Origin of the sequence: Knoellia locipacati, assembly GCF_007992835.1 — a bacterium.
GTDB classification, from domain to species: Bacteria; Actinomycetota; Actinomycetes; order Actinomycetales; family Dermatophilaceae; genus Knoellia; species Knoellia locipacati.
Genome location: NZ_BKBA01000001.1, coordinates 34,930 through 54,604, shown reverse-complemented (window position 1 = coordinate 54,604; position 19,675 = coordinate 34,930). Strand labels below are relative to the sequence as shown.

The 19,675-nt window shown below is 71.8% G+C and carries 16 protein-coding genes; 9 read left to right on the top strand and 7 right to left on the bottom strand.

Annotated elements, in window-relative coordinates; all coding sequences use genetic code 11:
- The first annotated feature begins 5 nt into the window (after positions 1-5).
- The 7 genes from KLO01_RS00255 to KLO01_RS00225 all read left to right on the top strand — a co-directional run bounded on the left by KLO01_RS00255 (position 6) and on the right by KLO01_RS00225 (position 9,108).
- The gene (locus tag KLO01_RS00255; protein WP_147061540.1) at positions 6-407 is read left to right on the top strand and encodes a YlxR family protein; all 402 of its coding nucleotides are present in this window, start codon (positions 6-8) and stop codon (positions 405-407) included.
- Positions 408-477: 70 nt separating this feature from the next.
- On the top strand, positions 478-3,360 hold the full coding sequence (gene infB, locus KLO01_RS00250; RefSeq protein WP_147061539.1) for a translation initiation factor IF-2: 2,883 nt from the start codon (positions 478-480) through the stop codon (positions 3,358-3,360).
- A 224-nt stretch (positions 3,361-3,584) separates the two neighbouring features.
- Positions 3,585-4,136, top strand: coding sequence for a 30S ribosome-binding factor RbfA (gene rbfA, locus KLO01_RS00245; protein WP_147061538.1), 552 nt, complete (start codon positions 3,585-3,587; stop codon positions 4,134-4,136).
- Positions 4,133-5,047 carry a tRNA pseudouridine(55) synthase TruB gene (truB, locus tag KLO01_RS00240; protein WP_147061537.1) on the top strand — a complete coding sequence of 305 codons (915 nt, stop codon included), beginning with the start codon at positions 4,133-4,135 and terminating at the stop codon, positions 5,045-5,047. Before rbfA ends, truB begins: the two co-directional genes overlap by 4 nt.
- A 10-nt stretch (positions 5,048-5,057) precedes the next feature.
- The gene (locus KLO01_RS00235) at positions 5,058-6,020 is read left to right on the top strand and encodes a bifunctional riboflavin kinase/FAD synthetase (protein ID WP_186827862.1); all 963 of its coding nucleotides are present in this window, start codon (positions 5,058-5,060) and stop codon (positions 6,018-6,020) included.
- Positions 5,984-7,120, top strand: coding sequence for a rod shape-determining protein RodA (gene rodA, locus KLO01_RS00230; RefSeq protein WP_147061534.1), 1,137 nt, complete (start codon positions 5,984-5,986; stop codon positions 7,118-7,120). Before KLO01_RS00235 ends, rodA begins: the two co-directional genes overlap by 37 nt.
- 107 nt (positions 7,121-7,227) lie before the next feature.
- Complete coding sequence (locus tag KLO01_RS00225; protein ID WP_147061533.1) at positions 7,228-9,108, top strand: AMP-dependent synthetase/ligase; 1,881 nt, start codon at positions 7,228-7,230, stop codon at positions 9,106-9,108.
- 154 nt (positions 9,109-9,262) lie between these two features.
- Here the strand turns inward: KLO01_RS00225 and KLO01_RS00220 are convergent, their stop codons facing one another.
- On the bottom strand, positions 9,263-9,970 hold the full coding sequence (locus KLO01_RS00220) for a response regulator transcription factor (protein WP_147061532.1): 708 nt from the start codon (positions 9,968-9,970) through the stop codon (positions 9,263-9,265).
- On the bottom strand, positions 9,961-11,709 hold the full coding sequence (locus tag KLO01_RS00215) for a histidine kinase (protein ID WP_186827861.1): 1,749 nt from the start codon (positions 11,707-11,709) through the stop codon (positions 9,961-9,963). Before KLO01_RS00215 ends, KLO01_RS00220 begins: the two co-directional genes overlap by 10 nt.
- Before the next feature lie 143 nt (positions 11,710-11,852).
- Between KLO01_RS00215 and dctP the strand changes: the two genes are divergently transcribed.
- Positions 11,853-13,337, top strand: coding sequence for a TRAP transporter substrate-binding protein DctP (gene dctP / locus KLO01_RS00210; RefSeq protein WP_147061530.1), 1,485 nt, complete (start codon positions 11,853-11,855; stop codon positions 13,335-13,337).
- A 38-nt stretch (positions 13,338-13,375) separates the two neighbouring features.
- Here the strand turns inward: dctP and KLO01_RS00205 are convergent, their stop codons facing one another.
- From KLO01_RS00205 to KLO01_RS00185, 5 genes are all read right to left on the bottom strand, one after another.
- On the bottom strand, positions 13,376-14,941 hold the full coding sequence (locus KLO01_RS00205) for a sensor histidine kinase (protein ID WP_147061528.1): 1,566 nt from the start codon (positions 14,939-14,941) through the stop codon (positions 13,376-13,378).
- Positions 14,938-15,303 carry a response regulator transcription factor gene (locus tag KLO01_RS00200; protein ID WP_147061527.1) on the bottom strand — a complete coding sequence of 122 codons (366 nt, stop codon included), beginning with the start codon at positions 15,301-15,303 and terminating at the stop codon, positions 14,938-14,940. Before KLO01_RS00200 ends, KLO01_RS00205 begins: the two co-directional genes overlap by 4 nt.
- A 145-nt stretch (positions 15,304-15,448) precedes the next feature.
- Entirely contained in the window at positions 15,449-16,048 is a 600-nt protein-coding gene (locus KLO01_RS00195; protein ID WP_147061526.1) for a protein-L-isoaspartate O-methyltransferase family protein, read from the bottom strand.
- 19 nt (positions 16,049-16,067) lie between these two features.
- Entirely contained in the window at positions 16,068-16,970 is a 903-nt protein-coding gene (locus KLO01_RS00190) for a hypothetical protein (protein ID WP_147061525.1), read from the bottom strand.
- The gene (locus tag KLO01_RS00185; RefSeq protein ID WP_147061524.1) at positions 16,967-17,569 is read right to left on the bottom strand and encodes an RNA polymerase sigma factor; all 603 of its coding nucleotides are present in this window, start codon (positions 17,567-17,569) and stop codon (positions 16,967-16,969) included. Before KLO01_RS00185 ends, KLO01_RS00190 begins: the two co-directional genes overlap by 4 nt.
- A 79-nt stretch (positions 17,570-17,648) precedes the next feature.
- Between KLO01_RS00185 and KLO01_RS00180 the strand changes: the two genes are divergently transcribed.
- Positions 17,649-19,643 carry a TIGR03960 family B12-binding radical SAM protein gene (locus KLO01_RS00180; RefSeq protein ID WP_147061523.1) on the top strand — a complete coding sequence of 665 codons (1,995 nt, stop codon included), beginning with the start codon at positions 17,649-17,651 and terminating at the stop codon, positions 19,641-19,643.
- Positions 19,644-19,675: the final 32 nt, after the last annotated feature.

Sequence of the window (19,675 nt, the reverse complement as noted above, 5' to 3'; positions counted from 1 at the left end):
CTAACATGGGTGGGACCGACCGGGCTGGACTCCGGACTCGGACATCGCACGCCAAGGCGGGCACACGGCATACATCGTCACTGACGGAGCCGTTGCGCACCTGTGTGGGATGCCGTGTGACGGATAGCCGGTCGGCACTCCTGCGAGTGGTCGCCGGAGGCCACGGGGACCTGGTTCCCGACCTCCGACGATGTCTCCCGGGGCGTGGCGCATGGCTGCACCCCACCGGAGAATGTTTCGACCTCGCCGTCCGACGACGGGCGTTCGGGCGTGCGCTGCGAGTCAGCGCGCCCCTGGACACCAGCGCCGTGGCGGAGCAGATCGCCGCACACGAGCAGACATCCGTAAGCAACCAGGGAACCGAAAGCGGGTTTGACGCTGATGAGCACCCGATGAGCACTCAGTAATGAGCTCCCCCCAGTACTAGCGGTCCGCGCCTGCACCTTCGTCAGGTCACGGACCAGATGAAGGAGAAACGTGGCCAAGGTTCGCGTCAGCGCACTCGCCAAGGAAGTCGGAGTGACCAGCAAGGTCCTCCTCGAGCGCCTCAACGACATGGGTGAGTACGTCAAGTCGGCGTCATCCACCGTCGAGGCACCGGTCGTGCGCCGGTACCAGGAAAAGTTCCCCGTCGAGAAGGCGGCCCCCGCCGAGGCGGCCAAGCCGGCCGCCAAGGCCCCCGCCAAGCCCGGTGGCCCCGCGGCAGCGGCACCCGCCGCCCCGGCGACCCCCGGCCCCAAGGCTCCGGCTGCGCCCGCCGCACCGGCAGCTCCGGCGGCACCCGCCGCCGAGGCCCCCGCAGCCCCGGCTCCCGCGGCCAAGGCGGCTCCGGCCCCCGCAGCCCCGGCTCCGTCGGCACCGGCCCCGGCAGCACCTGCCCCGGCCGCCAAGGCGACCCCGTCGGCTCCCACACCGGCTGCTCCCGCAGCCAAGACGGCACCGTCCGCACCCGAGTCCGGTGGCGCACGCCCCGGCGCCCCGCGCCCCGGTGCGGGCAGCCCCCGCCCCGGCAACAACCCGTTCGCCCCGAGCCAGGGCATGCGCCAGGGCCGCGACGGCGGTCGTGACGCCGGTCGTGAGGGTGGCCGCGAGGCCGGTCGTGAGGGTGGCGGCGCCGCCCGTCCCGGCAACAACCCGTTCGCGTCCAGCCAGGGCATGCCGCGTCCGCGCAGCGCTCCCCGTCCCGGGGGTGCCGCGGCCGGTGCTGCCGGCCCGCGTCCCGGTGGTGCCCGCCCGAGCCCCGGCATGATGCCGAGCTCGAGCGCGGTCGCCCGTCCGGGCGAGCGTCCCGGTGGTGCCGGTGGCCGTGGTGGCCGTCCCGGCGCCGGTGGACCCGGTCGTCCCGGCGGCGGTGGCCCCGGTGGCGGCGGCTTCGCCGGTCGTCCCGGTGGCGGTGGCTTCCGCGGTGGAGCCGGTCGCGGCTCGACCGCCGGTGCCTTCGGCCGCGGTGGTGGCCGACCCGGTCGCGCCCGCAAGTCCAAGCGTGCGAAGCGCGCCGAGTTCGAGGAGATGCAGGCGCCGTCGATCGGTGGCGTGAACGTGCCCCGTGGTGACGGTTCCACCGTCATCCAGGTGCGTCAGGGTGCGTCCCTCACGGACTTCGCCGACAAGATCAACGCCAACCCGGGCTCGCTCGTCACGGTCATGTTCCACCTCGGTGAGATGGCGACCGCGACCCAGAGCCTCGACGAGGACACCTTCCGCCTGCTCGGTGCCGAGCTCGGCTACGACATCCGCATGGTCTCGCCCGAGGAGGAGGAGAAGGAGCTGTTCGACGCCTTCGACATCAACCTCGAGATCGGTGTCGACGCCGAGGACGAGGACGACCTCGCGGCCCGCCCGCCGGTCGTCACCGTCATGGGTCACGTCGACCACGGCAAGACCCGCCTCCTCGACGCGATCCGCAACGAGAACGTCGCTGGTGGTGAGTCCGGTGGCATCACCCAGCACATCGGTGCCTACCAGATCCACAAGGAGCACGAGGGCGTCGACCGTCCGATCACCTTCATCGACACCCCGGGTCACGAGGCGTTCACCGCCATGCGTGCCCGTGGTGCCAAGGTGACCGACATCGCGATCCTCGTCGTCGCCGCCGACGACGGCGTCATGCCGCAGACCATCGAGGCGCTCAACCACGCCCAGGCGGCGGACGTCCCGATCGTCGTCGCGGTCAACAAGATCGACGTCGAGGGCGCCAACCCGTCCAAGATCCGTCAGCAGCTCACCGAGTACAACCTCGTCGCCGAGGAGTACGGCGGCGAGACGATGTTCGTCGACGTGTCCGCGAAGCAGGGTCAGAACATCGACTCCCTGCTCGAGGCCGTGCTGCTCACCGCCGACGCCGCGCTCGACCTGCGGGCCAACCCCGACCGTGACGCCCGTGGTGTCGCGATCGAGGCCAACCTCGACAAGGGTCGTGGCGCGACCGCGACGGTGCTCATCCAGTCCGGAACGCTCCACGTCGGCGACGCCATCGTCACCGGCAGCTCCTACGGCCGCGTCCGCGCCATGCTCGACGAGCACGGCGAGAACGTCAGCGAGGCGACCCCGTCGCGTCCGGTCCAGGTGCTCGGTCTCTCGTCCGTCCCGCGCGCCGGCGACACGTTCGTCGTCGCACCGGACGACCGCACCGCACGCCAGATCGCGGAGCGTCGCGAGTCCGCCGACCGCCAGGCCAGCCTGGCCAAGTCGCGCAAGCGCATCTCGCTCGAGGACCTCAACGAGGCCATCGCGCAGGGCAAGGTCGACACCCTCAACCTCATCCTCAAGGGTGACGTGTCGGGTTCCGTCGAAGCCCTCGAGGACGCGCTGCTCCAGATCGACGTCGGCGACGACGTGGACCTGCGCATCATCGACCGCGGCGTCGGTGCGATCACGATGAACAACATCAACCTCGCGGTCGCGTCCAACGCGATCATCATCGGCTTCAACGTCCGGGCCGAGGGCCAGAACGCTGACTACGCCGAGCGCGAGGGCGTCGAGATCCGCTACTACTCGGTGATCTACCAGGCCATCGAGGAGATCGAGCAGTCGCTCAAGGGCATGCTCAAGCCCGAGTACGAAGAGGTCGAGCTCGGCACCGCCGAGATCCGCGAGATCTTCCGCTCGAGCAAGTTCGGCAACATCGCCGGCTCGATCGTCCGCAGCGGCGAGATCAAGCGCGGCACCAAGGCACGCATCACGCGTGAGGGTGTCGTCGTCTCCGAGAACGTCGAGATCGCCGGCCTGCGCCGGTTCAAGGATGACGTCACCGAGGTCCGTGAGGGCTTCGAGTGCGGCATCAACCTGGGGTCCTACAACGACCTTCAGCTCGGCGACCTCATCAGCACCTACGAGATGCGCGAGAAGCCTCGCGCGTGATGCGACGGGTCCCACGCGCAGCGTGGGCGAAGCCGCGGGCCTGAGTCCGCGGGGCATCTCGCCGAAGGTGAGCGGCCGGCATACCGACGTCCGGTATGCCGGCCGCTCCCGTTCCGGGGACCACCTCACCCCCTCGCAGGGCCCGACCACCGGGCGCTGACACCGGGGCCCCCGCCGGCGCATAGTGTGTGCGGGCACCACTTGTCATCCGAGAAGGAGTTGTCGTGGCTGACGCCGCACGCGCCCGCAAGGTCGCCGACCGCATCAAGACCCTCATCGCCGCAGGGCTGGACCCGATCGTCAAGGACCCCGACCTGGGCTTCGTGACGGTCACCGACGTGCGGGTGACCAACGACCTCCAGCACGCGTCGGTCTTCTACACCGTCTTCGGCGACGAGGACCAGCGCGCGAAGACGGCCTACCTGCTCGCCACCAACAAGGGCAAGCTCCGCAGCCACGTCGGCCGCAACCTCGGGATCCGGCTCACGCCGTCGCTCGAGTTCATCGCCGACGCGATCCCCGAGACCGCGGCCCACCTCGAGGTCCTCCTCGCCGAGGCCCGCGAGCGTGACGCGCAGGTCGCCGCCGCCGCGACGGGCGCCTCCTACGCCGGCGACGCCGACCCCTACCGTCACGACGACGACGAGGACGAGGACGAGGACGACGAGGCCGCCCCCGAGGCGCCCCCGGCCACCGACGACGCCGCTGCCGGTGCGACGACGGCCGAGCGCGCCGACGACGCCACCGACGACACCGACGACACCGACCGCGCGTGAGTGCGACCGTCGACGGACTCCTCGTCGTCGACAAGCCGCAGGACTGGACGAGCCACGACGTGGTCGCCCGGGCGCGGCGTCTGTGCAACACCCGCAAGGTCGGGCACGCGGGCACCCTCGACCCGATGGCGACCGGCGTGCTCGTGCTTGGGGTCGGGCGCGCCACCAAGCTGCTGACCTTCCTCGTGGGGTGCGACAAGGACTACGGCGCGACGATCCGGGTCGGCCAGGGCACGCTCTCCGACGACGCCGAGGGTGAGGTCACGAGCGCTCCCGGCGCGACGGATGTCACGGACGATGCCGTGCACGCCGCCGTCGCGACGCTCACCGGTGACATCGAGCAGGTGCCCAGCTCGGTGAGCGCCATCAAGGTCAAGGGCGAGCGGTCCTACCACCGGGCCCGCGCGGGGGAGTCGGTCGACCTGCCCGCGCGTCCGGTGACGGTGTCCCGGTTCGTCGTCCACGACCTGCGCCGCCTCGTCGTCGAGGGTGTCGACGTCCTCGACCTCGACGTCACGGTCACGGTGTCCTCGGGCACCTACGTGCGTGCCCTGGCGCGCGACCTCGGCAGTGCCGTCGGCTCTGCCGGCCACCTCACCGCGCTCCGCCGGACCCGGGTCGGCGGCTTCGGCCTCGACACGGCACACCCGCTGGCCGACCTCGAGGCCCGTCAGGGGGAGCCGATGCCGGTGATCCCGCTGGCCGACGCCGCCCGCGCGGGCTTCGCGGCACGCGAGCTCACCGCCGACGAGGCGCGCACCCTCGGCTACGGCCAGCGCCTCGCGTCGGCGCAGCCCGGTCGCGTGGACCCGGTCGCGGCGTTCGGCCCGGACGGTGCCCTCGTCGCGATGCTCGACGAGAGCAAGGACACAGCACGGAGCCACGTCGTGTTCGCCCCGGCGAGTTCGTAGAGTGTCCACCGTGCACCGCTTCACCGACCCCGCCTCGACGCCCGACGAGCTGCGACCCTGCGTCGTGACCCTCGGGAACTTCGACGGCGTCCACCGCGGCCACAAGGCGGTGCTCACCCAGCTCGTCGAGACCGGCCACGACCTCGGTCTGCCCGCCGTGGCGGTGACCTTCGACCCGCACCCGCTCGCCGTGCTCCACCCCGAGCGCGCGCCCCAGCTCATCTCGCCCGGCTCGATCCGTGACGACCTGCTCGAGACGACCGGCATCGACGGCCTGCTCGTCCTGCCGTTCACCAAGGAGTTCGCGCAGCAGTCCCCGGAGGAGTTCGTGCGCACGACCTTCGTCGAGGGCCTGCACGCCAAGGCTGTCGTCGTCGGTGTCGACACGAAGTTCGGCTGCCGCAACTCCGGTGACGTCGACACCCTGCGCGAGCTGGGGGCGACCCACGGCTTCGAGGTCGTCGCCATCGAGGACGTCGGTGAGGGCCACCGCTGGTCCTCCACCTCCGTGCGCCAGGCGCTCGACGCCGGTGACGTCGCGGCGGCCGCGCGCACCCTCGGCCGCCCGCACCGCGTCGTCGGCACCGTCGTCCACGGGCACCACCGCGGCCGCGAGCTCGGCTACCCGACGGCCAACCTGTCGCCGGACTCGCTGGGGCTCGTGCCCGCCGAGGGCGTCTACGCCGGGTGGCTGACCCGGCTCGGCATCGAGGCCGGGGAGCCGGACCGCACCATGCCGGCGGCGATCTCGATCGGCACCAACCCGACCTTCGACACCGAGGACCGGCGCACCGTCGAGGCCTACGTCCTCGACCGCGACGACCTCGACCTCTACGACGAGCGGGTCATGGTCGAGTTCGTCGAGCACATCCGCCCGACCCTGCGCTTCGAGAGCATCGACGACCTCCTCGTCGCGATGGCCAAGGACGTCGAGCAGTGCCGCACGGTGCTCACCCAGATCGTCCACTCCTGAGCCGCTGGCTCCGCCAGGACCTCGGCCTCCTCGTGGGGGCCGCCGGGACCTCGGTCGTCGGCGCGCTCCTCGTGTGGTCCGCGACGCACGAGACGGCCGGCACGGCATACCTCGTCCGTCACCTCCTCAACACCGCGATCGGCATCACGCTCGCCCTCGGTGTCGCCCGCCTCGGCCACCACGGGCTGCGGCTCGTCGCACCGTGGATCTACGGGCTCTCGCTCGTCGGCCTCGTCGCCGTGCTCACCCCGCTCGGGACGACGATCAACGGCTCCCGCTCGTGGATCCCGGTGGTCGCGGGGTTCACCGTGCAGCCCTCGGAGTTCGCCAAGCTGGGACTGGCCCTCGTGCTCGCGTTCGTCCTCGCCGACCGGTGGGAGCGGCGGGTGGCGCCGAGCAACCGTGACGTCGCCCTCGGGTGGCTCCTCGCCGCCGTCCCGGTCGCGCTCATCATGCTCCAGCCCGACCTCGGCTCGGCCGTCGTCCTCGGCGCCCTGGCCTTCGTCGTCATCGCGGTCGCCGGCGCTCCCCGGCGCTGGGTCGTCGGCATCGGGGTCGCGGCCGTCGGCCTCGTCGTCGCCGCGCTCACGACACCGCTGCTCAGCGACTACCAGCGCGACCGGCTGCTGGCGTTCGCCGACCCGAGCGCGGACCCGCAGGGCATCGGCTACCAGACCCGCCAGGTGCGGCTCGCCATCGGCTCCGGCGGGTGGGGCGGCCAGGGCTTCATGGAGGGGCGCCAGACGCAGGGCGGGTTCGTGCCCTACCAGCTCAACGACTTCATCTTCTCGGTCGCGGGGGAGGAGCTCGGCTACATCGGCGCCGCGGGCCTGCTCGTGCTGCTCGGGTTCATCGTCATCCGGATCTTCGTCGTGGCGGGGCGGTCGGGTGACGCCTTCGGCCGCTTCCTCGGCGCGGGCGTGGGGACCTGGCTCGCGTTCCAGGTCTTCCAGAACGTCGGCATGAACCTCGGCGTCATGCCCGTCACCGGCCTGCCGCTGCCGTTCGTGTCCTACGGCGGGTCCTCGATGTTCGCGTCCTGGCTCGCCGTCGGTGTCGTCAATGCGGCGTATGCCGCGGCGCACCGGGACCGCGTCTGACGCCGCCTCCTATTACTCGTCGGTCACGTTTGGCCCGAGGCGGCCTCGGGACGCCGTCCGCTGTGGCAGCATTCGCGCCACGAGCTCCCCAATGACGAGGAACCCCGATGCCTTCAGCGACCCCGCAGACCCACAGCCCGGCCGACGAGGCCGTCGACCACCGCCTGATCGAGGAGCGCGCCGCCAGCGTCGGCCACCTCTTCCGCCAGCGCGTCGCCAGGACACCCGACTCACCCGCGTTCATGTACGCCAAGGTCTCCGCGAGCGGTGACGAGTGGCTCACCGTGACCTGGGCGGAGGCCAAGTCCACTGTCGACGCGATCGGTGCGGGACTCGTCGCCCTCGGCATCGGCCCCGAGGACCGCGTGGCGCTGGCCTCGGCCACCCGCTACGAGTGGGCCCTGGCCGACCTCGCCGTCATGGTCGCCGGTGGCGTCACGACGACGATCTACCCGACGACGATCGACGACGACGTCGCCTTCATCCTCGCCGACTCGCAGAGCAAGGTCGTGTTCGCCGAGGACGCGGAGCAGGTCGCCAAGCTGCGCCGGATCGCCGGGTCCGTGCCGGGTGTGACCAAGGTCGTGACCTTCGACCCCGAGGCCGCCTCCGGTGAGGACGACTGGGTCATCAGCCTCGACGCCCTGGCCGCCCTCGGGCGCTCCGGCCTCGAGCGGACCCCCGGGCTCATCGACGAGCGGATCGACGCCCTCACCCCCGACCGCCTCGCGACGATCATCTACACCTCCGGCACGACGGGCCGGCCCAAGGGCGTGCGGCTGCTCCACCGGGCGTGGACCTACGAGGCCGCCGCCACCGACTCGATCGGCATCCTGCGCGAGGACGACCTGCAGTACCTCTGGCTGCCGCTGGCCCACGTCTTCGGCAAGCTGCTCCTCACGCTCCCGCTCCAGATCGGCTTCTGCACGGCGATCGACGGGCGCATCGACAAGATCGTCGACAACCTCGCCGTCGTGAAGCCGACCTTCATGGGCGCCGCCCCCCGCATCTTCGAGAAGGCCTACAACCGGGTCCAGATGATGATGGAGGAGGACGGCGGCGTGAAGCTCAAGCTCTTCCGCTGGGCCGAGGGTGTCGGGCGTGAGGTGAGCGACCTGCGCGCCGAGGGCAAGGACCCGAGCGGCCTGCTCGCGACCAAGTACTCGCTCGCCGACAAGCTCGTCCTGAGCAAGGTGCGCGAGCGGTTCGGTGGGCGGGTCCGGCTCTTCATCTCCGGCTCGGCGGCGCTCAACCAGGACGTCGGCCGCTGGTTCGACTCGATGGGGATGCTCGTCGGCGAGGGCTACGGGCTCACCGAGTCATGTGCGGCGACGACGGTCAACCGCACGTCGGCCTACCGCTACGGCACCGTCGGCTGGCCGCTGCCCGGCACCGAGGTCCGGATCGCCGAGGACGGCGAGGTCCTGCTGCGCGGCGACGGCATCATGGACGGCTACCACAACAACCCCGAGGCGACGGCCGAGGTGCTCGACGCCGACGGATGGTTCCGCACCGGCGACATCGGTGAGCTCGACGACCGCGGTTTCCTGCGGATCACCGACCGCAAGAAGGACCTCTTCAAGACGTCCGGCGGCAAGTACGTCGCCCCGTCGATGATCGAGTCGCAGTTCAAGGGCATGTGCCCGTTCGTCAGCCAGTTCGTCGTCCACGGCGCCGACCGCAACTTCGTGTCGGCCCTCGTGACGCTCGACCCGGACGCGATCCAGGGCTGGGCCGTCGCCAACGGCCTCGGTGACCGGACCTACGCCGAGATCGTCACCTCCGACAAGGCGCACGAGATGGTCCAGGGCTACGTCGACGAGCTCAACTCCGGCCTCAACCGGTGGGAGCAGATCAAGAAGTTCACGATCCTCGACTCCGACCTCACCGTCGACAGTGGAGAGCTCACCCCGAGCCTCAAGCTCAAGCGCAAGGTCGTGTCGGAGCGCTACAAGGACGCGCTCGACGCCCACTACGCCGGAGCCTGAAGCCCCGACTGATTGCCCTTCCGGGACGCCGAGCGCCAGCGAGGTTGTCCCGGAAGGGCAATCAGTCGGTCCGTGGCACCCCACCGCAACTGATGGCCCCTGGACGAGGCGAGGATCCGGCGCTGCCGGATCGGCAGCCTCGTCCAGGGGCAATTCAGTCGTCCGGCGGTGGGCTGCGGAGCGAGTCAGTCGCCGGGGTCGGTGACGTCGGCTCGCTGTCCGAACGCAGGTAGAGCAGTGTCGCCAGCACCCGCCGGTGCGCGTCGGCAGCGTCGACGAGGCCGAGCTTCTGAAAGGCCCGGGTGATGTGCGCCTCGACGGTGCGCTCCGCGATGTAGAGCCGCGCCGCGATGCCGTGGTTGGACAGTCCCTCGGCCACGCACGCGAGGATCTCCTGCTCGCGGGCGCTGAGCCGGTCCACCGGGTCGTCTGCGCGGGGCCGCCTCATCAGCCGGCTGACGATGCTGGGGTCCACCACGCTTTCCCCGTCGTGGAGCCGGCGCAGGGCGTCGACGAGGACGACGACGTCGAAGACTCTCTCCTTGAGGAGGTAGCCGACCCGCTCCGGCCGCTCCTCCAGAAGCCGCAGGGCATAGGCGGGGTCGACGTACTGTGACAGCACGAGGACAGCGACCGACGGGTGCCGATCGACGATCTGCTGCGCCGCCACCAGCCCCTCGTCGGTGTGCGTGGGCGGCATGCGGATGTCGACGATGACGGCGTCCGGGCCCTGCTGCGCGACGTGCCGGAGAAGCTCCGTGGCGTCGCCGGCCTCACCCACCACCTCGTGCCCGGCTTCGGTGAGCAGCCGGACGATGCCAGCGCGGGTGAGCATGGTGTCCTCGGCGACGACTACTCGCACGGGATCACCACCCGGAGGTTCTCGTCGTCGCGCACCAGGTGTCCGCCGAGCGCACCGACACGGTCGTGTGTCTGCACGTACGCTCCGGCAGGCGCGCCGTAGACCTCGACGACGAGCTCGCCGGCGGTGTGATGGAGGCGGATGTCGACCCGGCTGTGGCCGCAGTCGGTTGCGGCCGCGACGGCCGCTGCGGCCGCCAGGTAGCCCGCATGCGCGACGGGCTTCGGCAGCGGCGCGACAGTCCTGTCCTGGACCGTCACCACGAGGCCGGACCGGTCGCCGAGGTTCTCGAGCGCGGCGGCCAGCCCGCCCGTGTCGAGGATGACCGGGAACAGCCCGTGCGCGATCTCTCGCAACTCCGCGAGGACCGCGCGGCAAGCGTCGACGGAGCCCTCGAGGGCCCGCGTCTGCGCGTCGTCACCGCGGTTGCGCGAGGCCGCGGCCGCCACCTGGAGCGAATACAGGACCGCCAGCAGACTCTGCTGGGCCCCGTCGTGGAGGTCACGCTCCAGCTCTCGACGGGCTCGGTCGGACGCGCTGACGATGCGGGCGCGCGAGTCGGCGAGCTGCTGGACGTGGTAGACCTCCTCCACCCGGAGACGCTCGTTGTCGAGCGCCAGCCGTGCCGCGGGTCCGAGTGCCTCGCCGATGAGAGCCATGGACGCGTGGTCCTCATGGCTGCGGATCACCGCGACGGGGGCGTCTCCTCGTAGCACCGACACGTCACGCCCGTGCGGGTCGGGCGGCATCGGCCGGCCGGCGGCGTCGACGTGCCCAGCGGCCGCAGGCACCCAGTAGCCGAGCTCCAGGTCGGAGAGCCCGGTGGCCCTGGACAGAGCGGTCGCCAGCGACTCGATGCCGGCAGCCTCGCTCGCCACGTCGGCGAGGCGGCGCAGGGATGCGCGGTGTTGCTCGCGACACCAGGTGAAGCGGGCGAGGGCGCAGGCGAGGAGGACGAGTGTCACTCCCTCCACGACGAACAGGAGCTGGAGGACCTCACGGCGTGGGTCCTCGGCGCCGGGGGACAGCATGGCGCGAGCGACCTGAACCGACACGGCAGCGGTCGCCGTGACGACGACCCCCACGTCGAGGACCGCAGCCGAAGATCGCCTCGCCACGGTGACCGTCGAGGAGAGGACCAGTCCTGCTCCGAGCAGCAGGGCGGCGGCTGACCACAGGAGGTCAAGCACGGCAACGGCGTCGGGCGCCGGATGGACGAGCAGGGTGTCGGCCCGGCAGTCCGCCCAGCAGTTCGGGTCGAGGAACGGATCGTGCAGTGTCGCCCTCAGGACGACATGGACCACGGTGACGACGTATGCGACCCGCACCAGTCCCGAGCGCCGGTGGGGTCGGTCACCCCCATCGGCTCCGGTCGAGAAGCTCGTGGCGACGTCGATGAGGCAGGGAAGAAGCAGCGGAGCGATGAGCGCCCCAAGGCTCTGCACCCACGGGGGCGCGTCCTGCCAGCCGATCCAGACGGGGGCCATGAAGGCCACCGCGGCTCCCAGGACAGCGACCCCGGGTGATCCCCGGCCCCCACCGAACCAGACCACGAGCCCCGCCCCCACGAGGGCCAGGGAGGCGACCACCTGCACCGCGCCCGCGGCGGGACCCACGGCCGCGTGGGTCGTGAGGAGGTCACTGTCGGTGGACAGCTGGACCGTGGCCGTGGCGACACCCGCCAACACGGCAGCGGCAGTGCCCAACGCCCTGCCAGCAGGACCGCCGGCATCACTCATGGCTGAAGTATCGGTCCGCCCTGCCACCCGGGGCCATAGTGGACAGCCACACATCCCCGGCTGATCGATGTCGGGTCTTCCGCGATGTGCGCCGTGGTTCGCCCGCCCTACGGTCGTGGGACCCACCAGGAAAGGTCCGGAACATGTCCAGACTCTCGATCATCGCGCCGACGGTCCTGCTCGCCTCCGCCGCTGCACTCGCCGGATGTTCCGGTGCCGGCCCCAGCAAGGCTGGAGGGTCCACACCACCCGTCATGCTCACCCTCGGGACGGACGACACCGATGACCGCCTCTCAGCGGGAGTGGTCGCCGAGTTCACCCGACAGGTGACGGCCCTCTCCGACGGAGCCATCGTCATCAAGCCGAGGTGGCGCGCCGCTGGGCCCGACCAGGCGGACTGGGACCAGAAGGTGGCCCGGATGGTGCGCGCCGGCACGCTCGACCTCGGCATGATCCCGGCGAGGGCCTGGGACACCGAGGGCGTCTCGACCTTCAGGGCACTCCATGCCCCCTTCCTCGTCGACTCGGACGCCCTCGTCCGTGCCGTTGTGACGGACCACGTGGCCGGCGAGATGCTGGCCGGCCTGGAGCCGCTCGGGCTGACCGGTCTGGCCCTCGTCCCTGAGTCCATGCGGCACCCGTTCTCGTTCGGGGACCCTCTGTTGCACCCGGCTGACCTCGAAGGGAGCACCGTGCGGACGCCGAGGTCGGACGTCGGCTACGCGACGTTCGAGGCCTTCGGAGCGCGGCCCACCGACATGGGTGGGCCCGGGAAGGACTTCGGTGCATCGGTCGCCGACGGGACGATCAGCGCGGCCGAGTCGTCGTACGATGCCGCCCTCCACCTGCCGCGCCCTGCCGTCGGCACCGCGAACGTCACCCTCTACCCGAAGGTGGAGACCCTCGTTGCCAACGCTGGCGTGCTCGCGGGCCTCAGCATCGAGCAGCGGGAGGCGCTGAAGAAGGCCGCGGTGGCGACGCGCACCTGGGCGGCCACCGGGATGCCCACCGACGCCAAGGCTGCGAGCGACTTCTGCAAGGCCGGCGGGAGGACCCTGCTGGCGCCCCAGGCCGCCGTGGCCAGCTGGAAGGCCAAGGCATCACCTGTCTACGTCCAGCTCAGGAAGGACGCGGCGACGGCGACGATGATCGACACGATCGGCAGGTTGAAGCAGTCCGTCGCCGTGCCCGAGGGCGATCGTCCCGCAGCGTGTGGGAGCGCAGTGGCCCAGCCGTCGACGTCGGCGCCTGCGGCTGGTGCCAACCTCATCCCCGACGGCACCTACCGACGTGACAACACGCTCGCGTCGCTCGTCGCCGCGGGTATCCCCGAGGCGTCCGCGAAGGAGTACGTCGGGGCACTGACCTTCACCCTGGACGGAGGCGTCTACACCGAGACCCCGCCTCCGGGGGCCACGTTCCCGCCATGTGTGGGGAGCTACTCCTCGACGGCGACGCGCCTGGAGCTGCGCTTCGAGACCAACTGCTCCGGAGCCCTCGCGGCTGCCTGGGTGGGGACACCGGAGGGTCTGCTCCTCTCGGACCTCGAGGACGCGACCAACCCGCGTCAGTCGACCTTCGTGGAGGCCATCTTCGGGTCCGGGCGCCCGTTCACGAAGATCGGGTAACGCCGCGAGACCGGTTCGCCCTGGGTCCGGCCCGTCGTTCACGGTGGGGCCGGCCCGTCCTCCGGCGACATCGGCACCGTGCCGCTGAGGGTGGTGCCGGCTCCCGGAACCGACGTCACCGTGAACGTCCCACCGAAGGCTTCCAACCGGTCACGGGCTCCCTGCAGGCCGGTGCCGGTCGGGACCGCGCCTCCCGAGCCGTCATCGACGACGGTGAAGCACAACCGGTCCTCGCCCAGGGCGACGTCCACGGTGACGTGCCGGGCCGCCGCGTGCTTCGCGACATTGGACAGCGCTTCGGCGCAGACGTAGTAGACGGCCGCCTCGAGCTCGCGGGGGAAACGGCCGGGGGAGACGGAGACGGTCACCGGGACGCTTCCGAGCCCGGCCAGGCTGGTGAGTGCCGGCCCCAACCCGTTGTCCAGCTCGCGCGGGTGCAGACCGCGCTCCCAGCGACCGAGGTCCTCGAGCGCGTCCTGGACCCGGGCGAACGCCTCGGCCAGGAGCGGCTGAGGCTCCGAACCCGCATCGAGCATCGTGCCCAGGGCCGTGAGGCGGGCCAGTGGTCCGCGACGCAGCTGTGCGGCCAGCTGCGCACGTTCCCCGTCGGCGGACTGGACCAGGCGCAGCCGCGATGCCGCGAGGTCGGCGCGGCGCTCGTCGACCCGCGCGCTGAGCTCGGCGTTGGCGGTGACCAGCCGCGTGGCCACGGCGACGGCCGCCTTGAGTCTGGGGTCACCCTGCAGCGAGGCGGCATGCACGACGAGGGCGACCGGCCGGCCGTCGCGGTCGATGGGCAGAGCCACCCGATGCCCGGCCGGTGGTGGCACCACCGCACGCCCCTCGAGATCGCTGTAGAGGCAGTCGTGGTCGCGCCAGTAGCCCACCTCCAGCCCAGGGTCCTCCAGCACGTCGGCCAGCGCGTCACGCAGCGAGGACCCCGGGCCGTCGTTGAGCTCGAGCACCCGGTCCACCACGGAGTCCGAGTCAGCCGCGTCTCCTGTCGCGAGGAGAACCAGGGCGACGACGGCGAGTGCGGCCTCGTAGGCAAGCAGGGTGGGCAGGGCACCCCGCCCCGGGTCCGTGGCCACACTCCTCACCACGGCGCTGACGAGCAGCACGAGGAGCGTCACGACGAGGCAGGTCTGGTACGTGCGGGTCAGCGGCGACCCCGCACCGCGGCCGCGCGGCGCGACGCCGAGGACGAGGACGAGGAGCACTGCGGCGACGAGCATCGTCGACTCCTCGGCGCGCCACACCACCGGGGACAGCGATGCGAGGTAGCCACCCAGCACCACGACCCGTGCCCACCGGTTCGGGCGCGGGGCAGCCAGCAGCACGAGCACATGGATGAGCAGCGCCCGGTGCCAGAACACGCCGATCGGCAGCAGGCTCCCCAGGTACCAGGTCGCGCTGACCCCCCACGCCAGCGCCGCGGCGCGCGGGCGGGAGGTCCACAGGCGCAGCCCCGCTGCGGCCCACACGAGCCCGATGACGAGGTCGGGGGCCCACAACAGCGGGTCCCCCCAGCCGTACCCCACCCCCTCCGACAGGACACCCAGGGCCACGGAGACCACCCCGACCACCGCGACACGCCACCTCATGGCGTCACCTCGCCGAGAGCCCGACGCAGCGTGTCCCCGCTCAGGTCACTCTTCGTGATGAACGCGACCGCCGGCGATCCGAGGACCTGTTGGTCGTAGACGCGTGCCTCGTGGCTGGAGATGAGCACGACGGCCGGCGCTGGTGTGAGGCGGGCGAGCTGGTGGGCCACCTCGAACCCGTCGGGACCGGGCAGTCGGATGTCGAGCAGCACGAGGTCGGGGCGCTCCTCGAGGACCATCGTCATGGCGTCGGCACCGTTCGCGGCCTCGCCGATGACGGCGAAGCCCTGGGTGGTCAGCATGCTCGCGATCGCTGACCGGACCTCGTCGTGGTCGTCCACCACGAGCACGCGATGAACCATGAGGTCATCATGTCCGCATCCGTCGCCCGGCGCATCGGGGTCAGCCACACACACCCGGAGGTTGACACCGCAGATTGTCGCGGGTCGCGTCGCTGCGACCGACCCTCGCGACGGGGAGGTCGGCACCCCACGGCAATCAGTTGCCTCAGTCCTCGACGAGGGGGACGAACCGGTAGGCGCCGTGGATCTCCACCTGCCCGTCGCCGGTGGCCACGCCGTCCCGGTCGAACCCCGGGTCGCGCACCACGCGGTGCATCCACTCACGCACCGGGATGACGAGCACCCCGCCCGGCACGAGCTGGTCGACGAGCGAGCGCGGGAGGGCCTGCGCATCCGCGGAGACGAGGATCCGGTCGAACGGCCCGTGGGACGGTGACCCCAGGACACCCGGCGTCGCGAGCGCGAGCCGGGCCCACGGTATACCGGTCCGGGCGAGGTTCGCGGCGCCCACCGCGACGATCTCCGGGATCCGCTCGACGCCCACCACCCAGCCGGCAGGCCCGGTGAGGTGGGCCAGGAGCGCCGTCGTCCACGCCGAGCCCGCGCCGACGTCGAGGACCCGGTCACCGGGGCGGACGTCGAGCAGCTCGAGCATCGCCGCGACGGTGCGGGGCTGGGAGTTCGTCTGTCCGTGACCGATGGGGAGCGGCCCGTCGCGCCCGGCATGACGGCGCTCGCGCCGGGGCAGGAAGTCCGCCCGCGGCCACGCCGCCATCGCCTCCGCCACCCGCTGCGCGGCATCCACCCCACCAGTGTGCGCCGCCTCAGCCGCCCGGGACCTCGCGCTGCGGGAAGGAGGCGTATGCCGTGGGTCCGGTCGTGCGCCCGTCCGCGAGGGTGAGGGTCACGGACACGTCCGCGAAGGGGTCCCGCTTCGCGATCGTGTCGGTCCCGGGCCAGACGGCGGCGAACCAGCCGTTCGCGACGCTGGCGGTGACGGGCCCGGCGGGGGTCGACAGGCGCACCCCGGTGACCTGCGACCCGACCCGCCCGAAGGCGGTGGACGCCATCTCCCCGGGAGCTCCTGCGCCATCGGCCCCCTCCACCGACTGCGCCGAACCACTCAGGGAGATGCCGTCCACCGCCGGGTTCGCCATCGGGTAGCGGCCACCCGAGACGACCGGCACGCCCGACCCCACCGACAGGCAGTCGAGGTCGTAGCCGGCGGCGTTGCCGAGCACCACGGCCTCGTAGGGTCCGCGCCGCTCGCCGAGGACGACCCGCATGGCGCGCCGCTGCTCGGGTGCGAACGACCCCTGCGCTGGGGGGCTCCCGGGGCGCTCGATCGCGCGCTGGGCCGTGTCGAGGCAGGACTCGCCGAGCTCGCGAGCGTCGTCCGCCGACATCGCCGTGGGGGTGGCGGACCACGCCGCCTCTCGCGGCTCGTCGCCGAGCAGCGGCGCGACGAGCACCCCGGCCGTGGCGGCGCCCACGAGACCGCCGGCGACGACGAGCCGGCGGCGACGGCGCCGGGAGCCGCCCGCCGGGGGGAGCGGCTGCTGGGGCGGTCGGCCGAGGACGTTGGCGTCAGGACCGCTCGCGAGGATCCGCTCCCGCAGGTCGAGGGCGCGCCGCTGCTGCGCGTCGGTGAGGGTGGGGGACGCCGGGTCGAGGCGCCGGACCGCGGCGTCGAGCTGCGCGCTGCCACGGGTGTCGAGGGTCGTCATCGGGTGCTCCTCTGCTGGGCGCGGTCCGTGGTGGTGGTGGTGGTGGTGGTGGTGGGTGAGGTGCCGGGCTCGAGGTGGCGTCGCAGCGCCCGCCGGGCCCGGCTCAGCCTGAGCCGGAAGGCCACCGCCGAGATGCCGAGCACCTCCGCCGCCTGGGGCGAGGTGAGGTCGTCCCAGACGACAAGAGCGAGGCTCTCCTGGTGCACGGGGCTGAGCAGCCGCCAGGCCCGGGCGAGGTCGACGTGGTGGAGCACGAGGTCGGCGTCGACGCCGGAGCCGAGCCGCCCGGTGACCTGGTCGTCCGCGATCCGCAGGGTGAGGGCGTGCCGGCGCTGGTCCGCACGCTGGCTGGCCAGGAGCAGCCGTCGGGCCACCCCGAACAGCCACGCCCGCGCCTCGTCGGGCTCGCGCGGCACGTCGGCGATCCGCCGCCACGCGACGACGAACACGTCGGCGGCCACGTCCTCGGCGTGCGACGGGTGGACGCGCCGCTGCGCGAAACGCAGCACCGCGGCATACGTCGCGTCGTAGACCGTCTCGAAGCGCAGGCGTGCAGCGGCGCTCGCGGCGTCGGGAGGTCCCGGGTCGGACAGGCTCATGACCAGTACATGTCTCCGGGACGGGGGAGTGTGTCACGCGACTTTGGGGCTCGCGGTGCCGCGAACGTACCCTTGACGGATGCACACCCGTACCGCCGGCGCCTCACTCTTCGCTGACCTCGAGCCCCTGCTCGAGCAGGTCAGCAAGCCGATCCAGTACGTCGGTGGCGAGCTCAACTCCACCGTCAAGGACTGGAACGTCGGCGGTGAGCACACCGTCCGGTGGGCGCTCATGTACCCCGACGCCTACGAGGTCGGTGTCCCCAACCAGGGCTCGATGATCCTCTACGAGGTCCTCAACGAGTGCCCCGACGCCCTGGCCGAGCGCACGTATGCCGTGTGGCCCGACATGGAGGCCCTCATGCGCTCCGCGGGCGTCTCGCAGTTCACCGTCGACGGGCACCGCGCCGTCGGCGACTTCGACGTCCTCGGCGTTTCTTTCTCGACCGAGCTCGGCTACACCAACCTCCTCACCGCCCTCGACCTCGCCGGCATCCCGCTGCACGCGCGCGACCGGGTCGACGGCGACACCATCGTCATCGCCGGTGGCCACGCCGCGTTCAACCCCGAGACGCTGGCCGACTTCGTCGACGCCGCGATCATCGGTGACGGCGAGGAGGCGGTCCTCATGGTCACCGCGCTCATCCGTGCCTGGAAGAGCGAGGGTATGCCGGGTGGCCGCCGCGAGCTGCTGCTGCGCCTCGCGCGCACCGGCGGGGTCTACGTGCCCGCGTTCTACGACGTCTCCTACCTGCCGGACGGGCGCATCCAGCGGATCGCGCCGACCGAGCACGGTGTGCCGTGGCGCGTCTCGAAGCACACCGTCATGGACCTCGACGCGTGGCCCTACCCGAAGCAGCCGCTCGTCCCGCTCGCCGAGTCGGTGCACGAGCGCATGTCGGTCGAGATCTTCCGCGGCTGCACGCGTGGCTGCCGCTTCTGCCAGGCCGGCATGATCACCCGCCCGGTGCGCGAGCGCTCGATCACGGGGATCGGCGAGATGGTCGAGAAGGGCCTGGCCGCGACCGGGTTCGAGGAGGTCGGGCTCCTGTCGCTGAGCAGCGCCGACCACTCCGAGATCGCCGACATCACCAAGGGGCTCGCCGACCGCTACGAGGGCACCAACACCGGTCTGTCGCTGCCGTCGACGCGTGTCGACGCCTTCAACATCGACCTCGCCAACGAGCTCACCCGCAACGGGCGACGCTCCGGCCTGACGTTCGCGCCCGAGGGCGGCAGCGAGCGGATCCGCAAGGTCATCAACAAGATGGTCACCGAGGACGACCTCATCACAACCGTCTCCGCGGCCTACGGCGCCGGCTGGCGCAACGTCAAGCTCTACTTCATGTGCGGGCTGCCCACCGAGACCGACGAGGACGTCCTCCAGATCGCCGAGCTGGCCAAGCGGGTCATCGAGACCGGGCGTCAGGTCAGCGGTCGCAAGGACATCCGCTGCACCGTCTCCATCGGCGGGTTCGTGCCCAAGCCGCACACGCCGTTCCAGTGGGTCGGCCAGCTCTCCGCCGACGAGACCGACGCGCGCCTCACCAAGCTGCGCGACGCCATCCGCTCCGACCGGCGGCTCGGGTCCTCCATCGGCTTCCGCTACCACGACGGCAAGCCCGGCATCGTCGAGGGACTGCTGTCCCGCGGCGACCGTCGCGTCGGCGCCGTCATCGAGCAGGTGTGGCGCGACGGTGGCCGGTTCGACGGCTGGAGCGAGCACTTCTCCTACGACCTGTGGATGGCCTCGGCGCAGACGGCGTTCGCCGCGAGCGAGTGGCCGATCGACGTCGACTGGTACACCACGCGCGAGCGCGAGGAGTCCGAGTTCCTCCCCTGGGACGTCGTGGACTCCGGCCTCGACAAGGAGTGGCTCTGGCAGGACTGGCTCGACGCCCTCGACGAGACCGAGGTCGACGACTGCCGCTGGACGCCGTGCTTCGACTGTGGTGTGTGCCCGCAGATGAACACCGAGATCGAGATCGGGCCCACCGGCAAGGTGCTGCTGCCGCTCACCGTGCTCGGCGCCGGCAGGGCCACGATGGCCGAGCAGGCGCACACCCACGCCTGACCTCCCGTAGCCCCGACCCGTCGGGGGGTCAC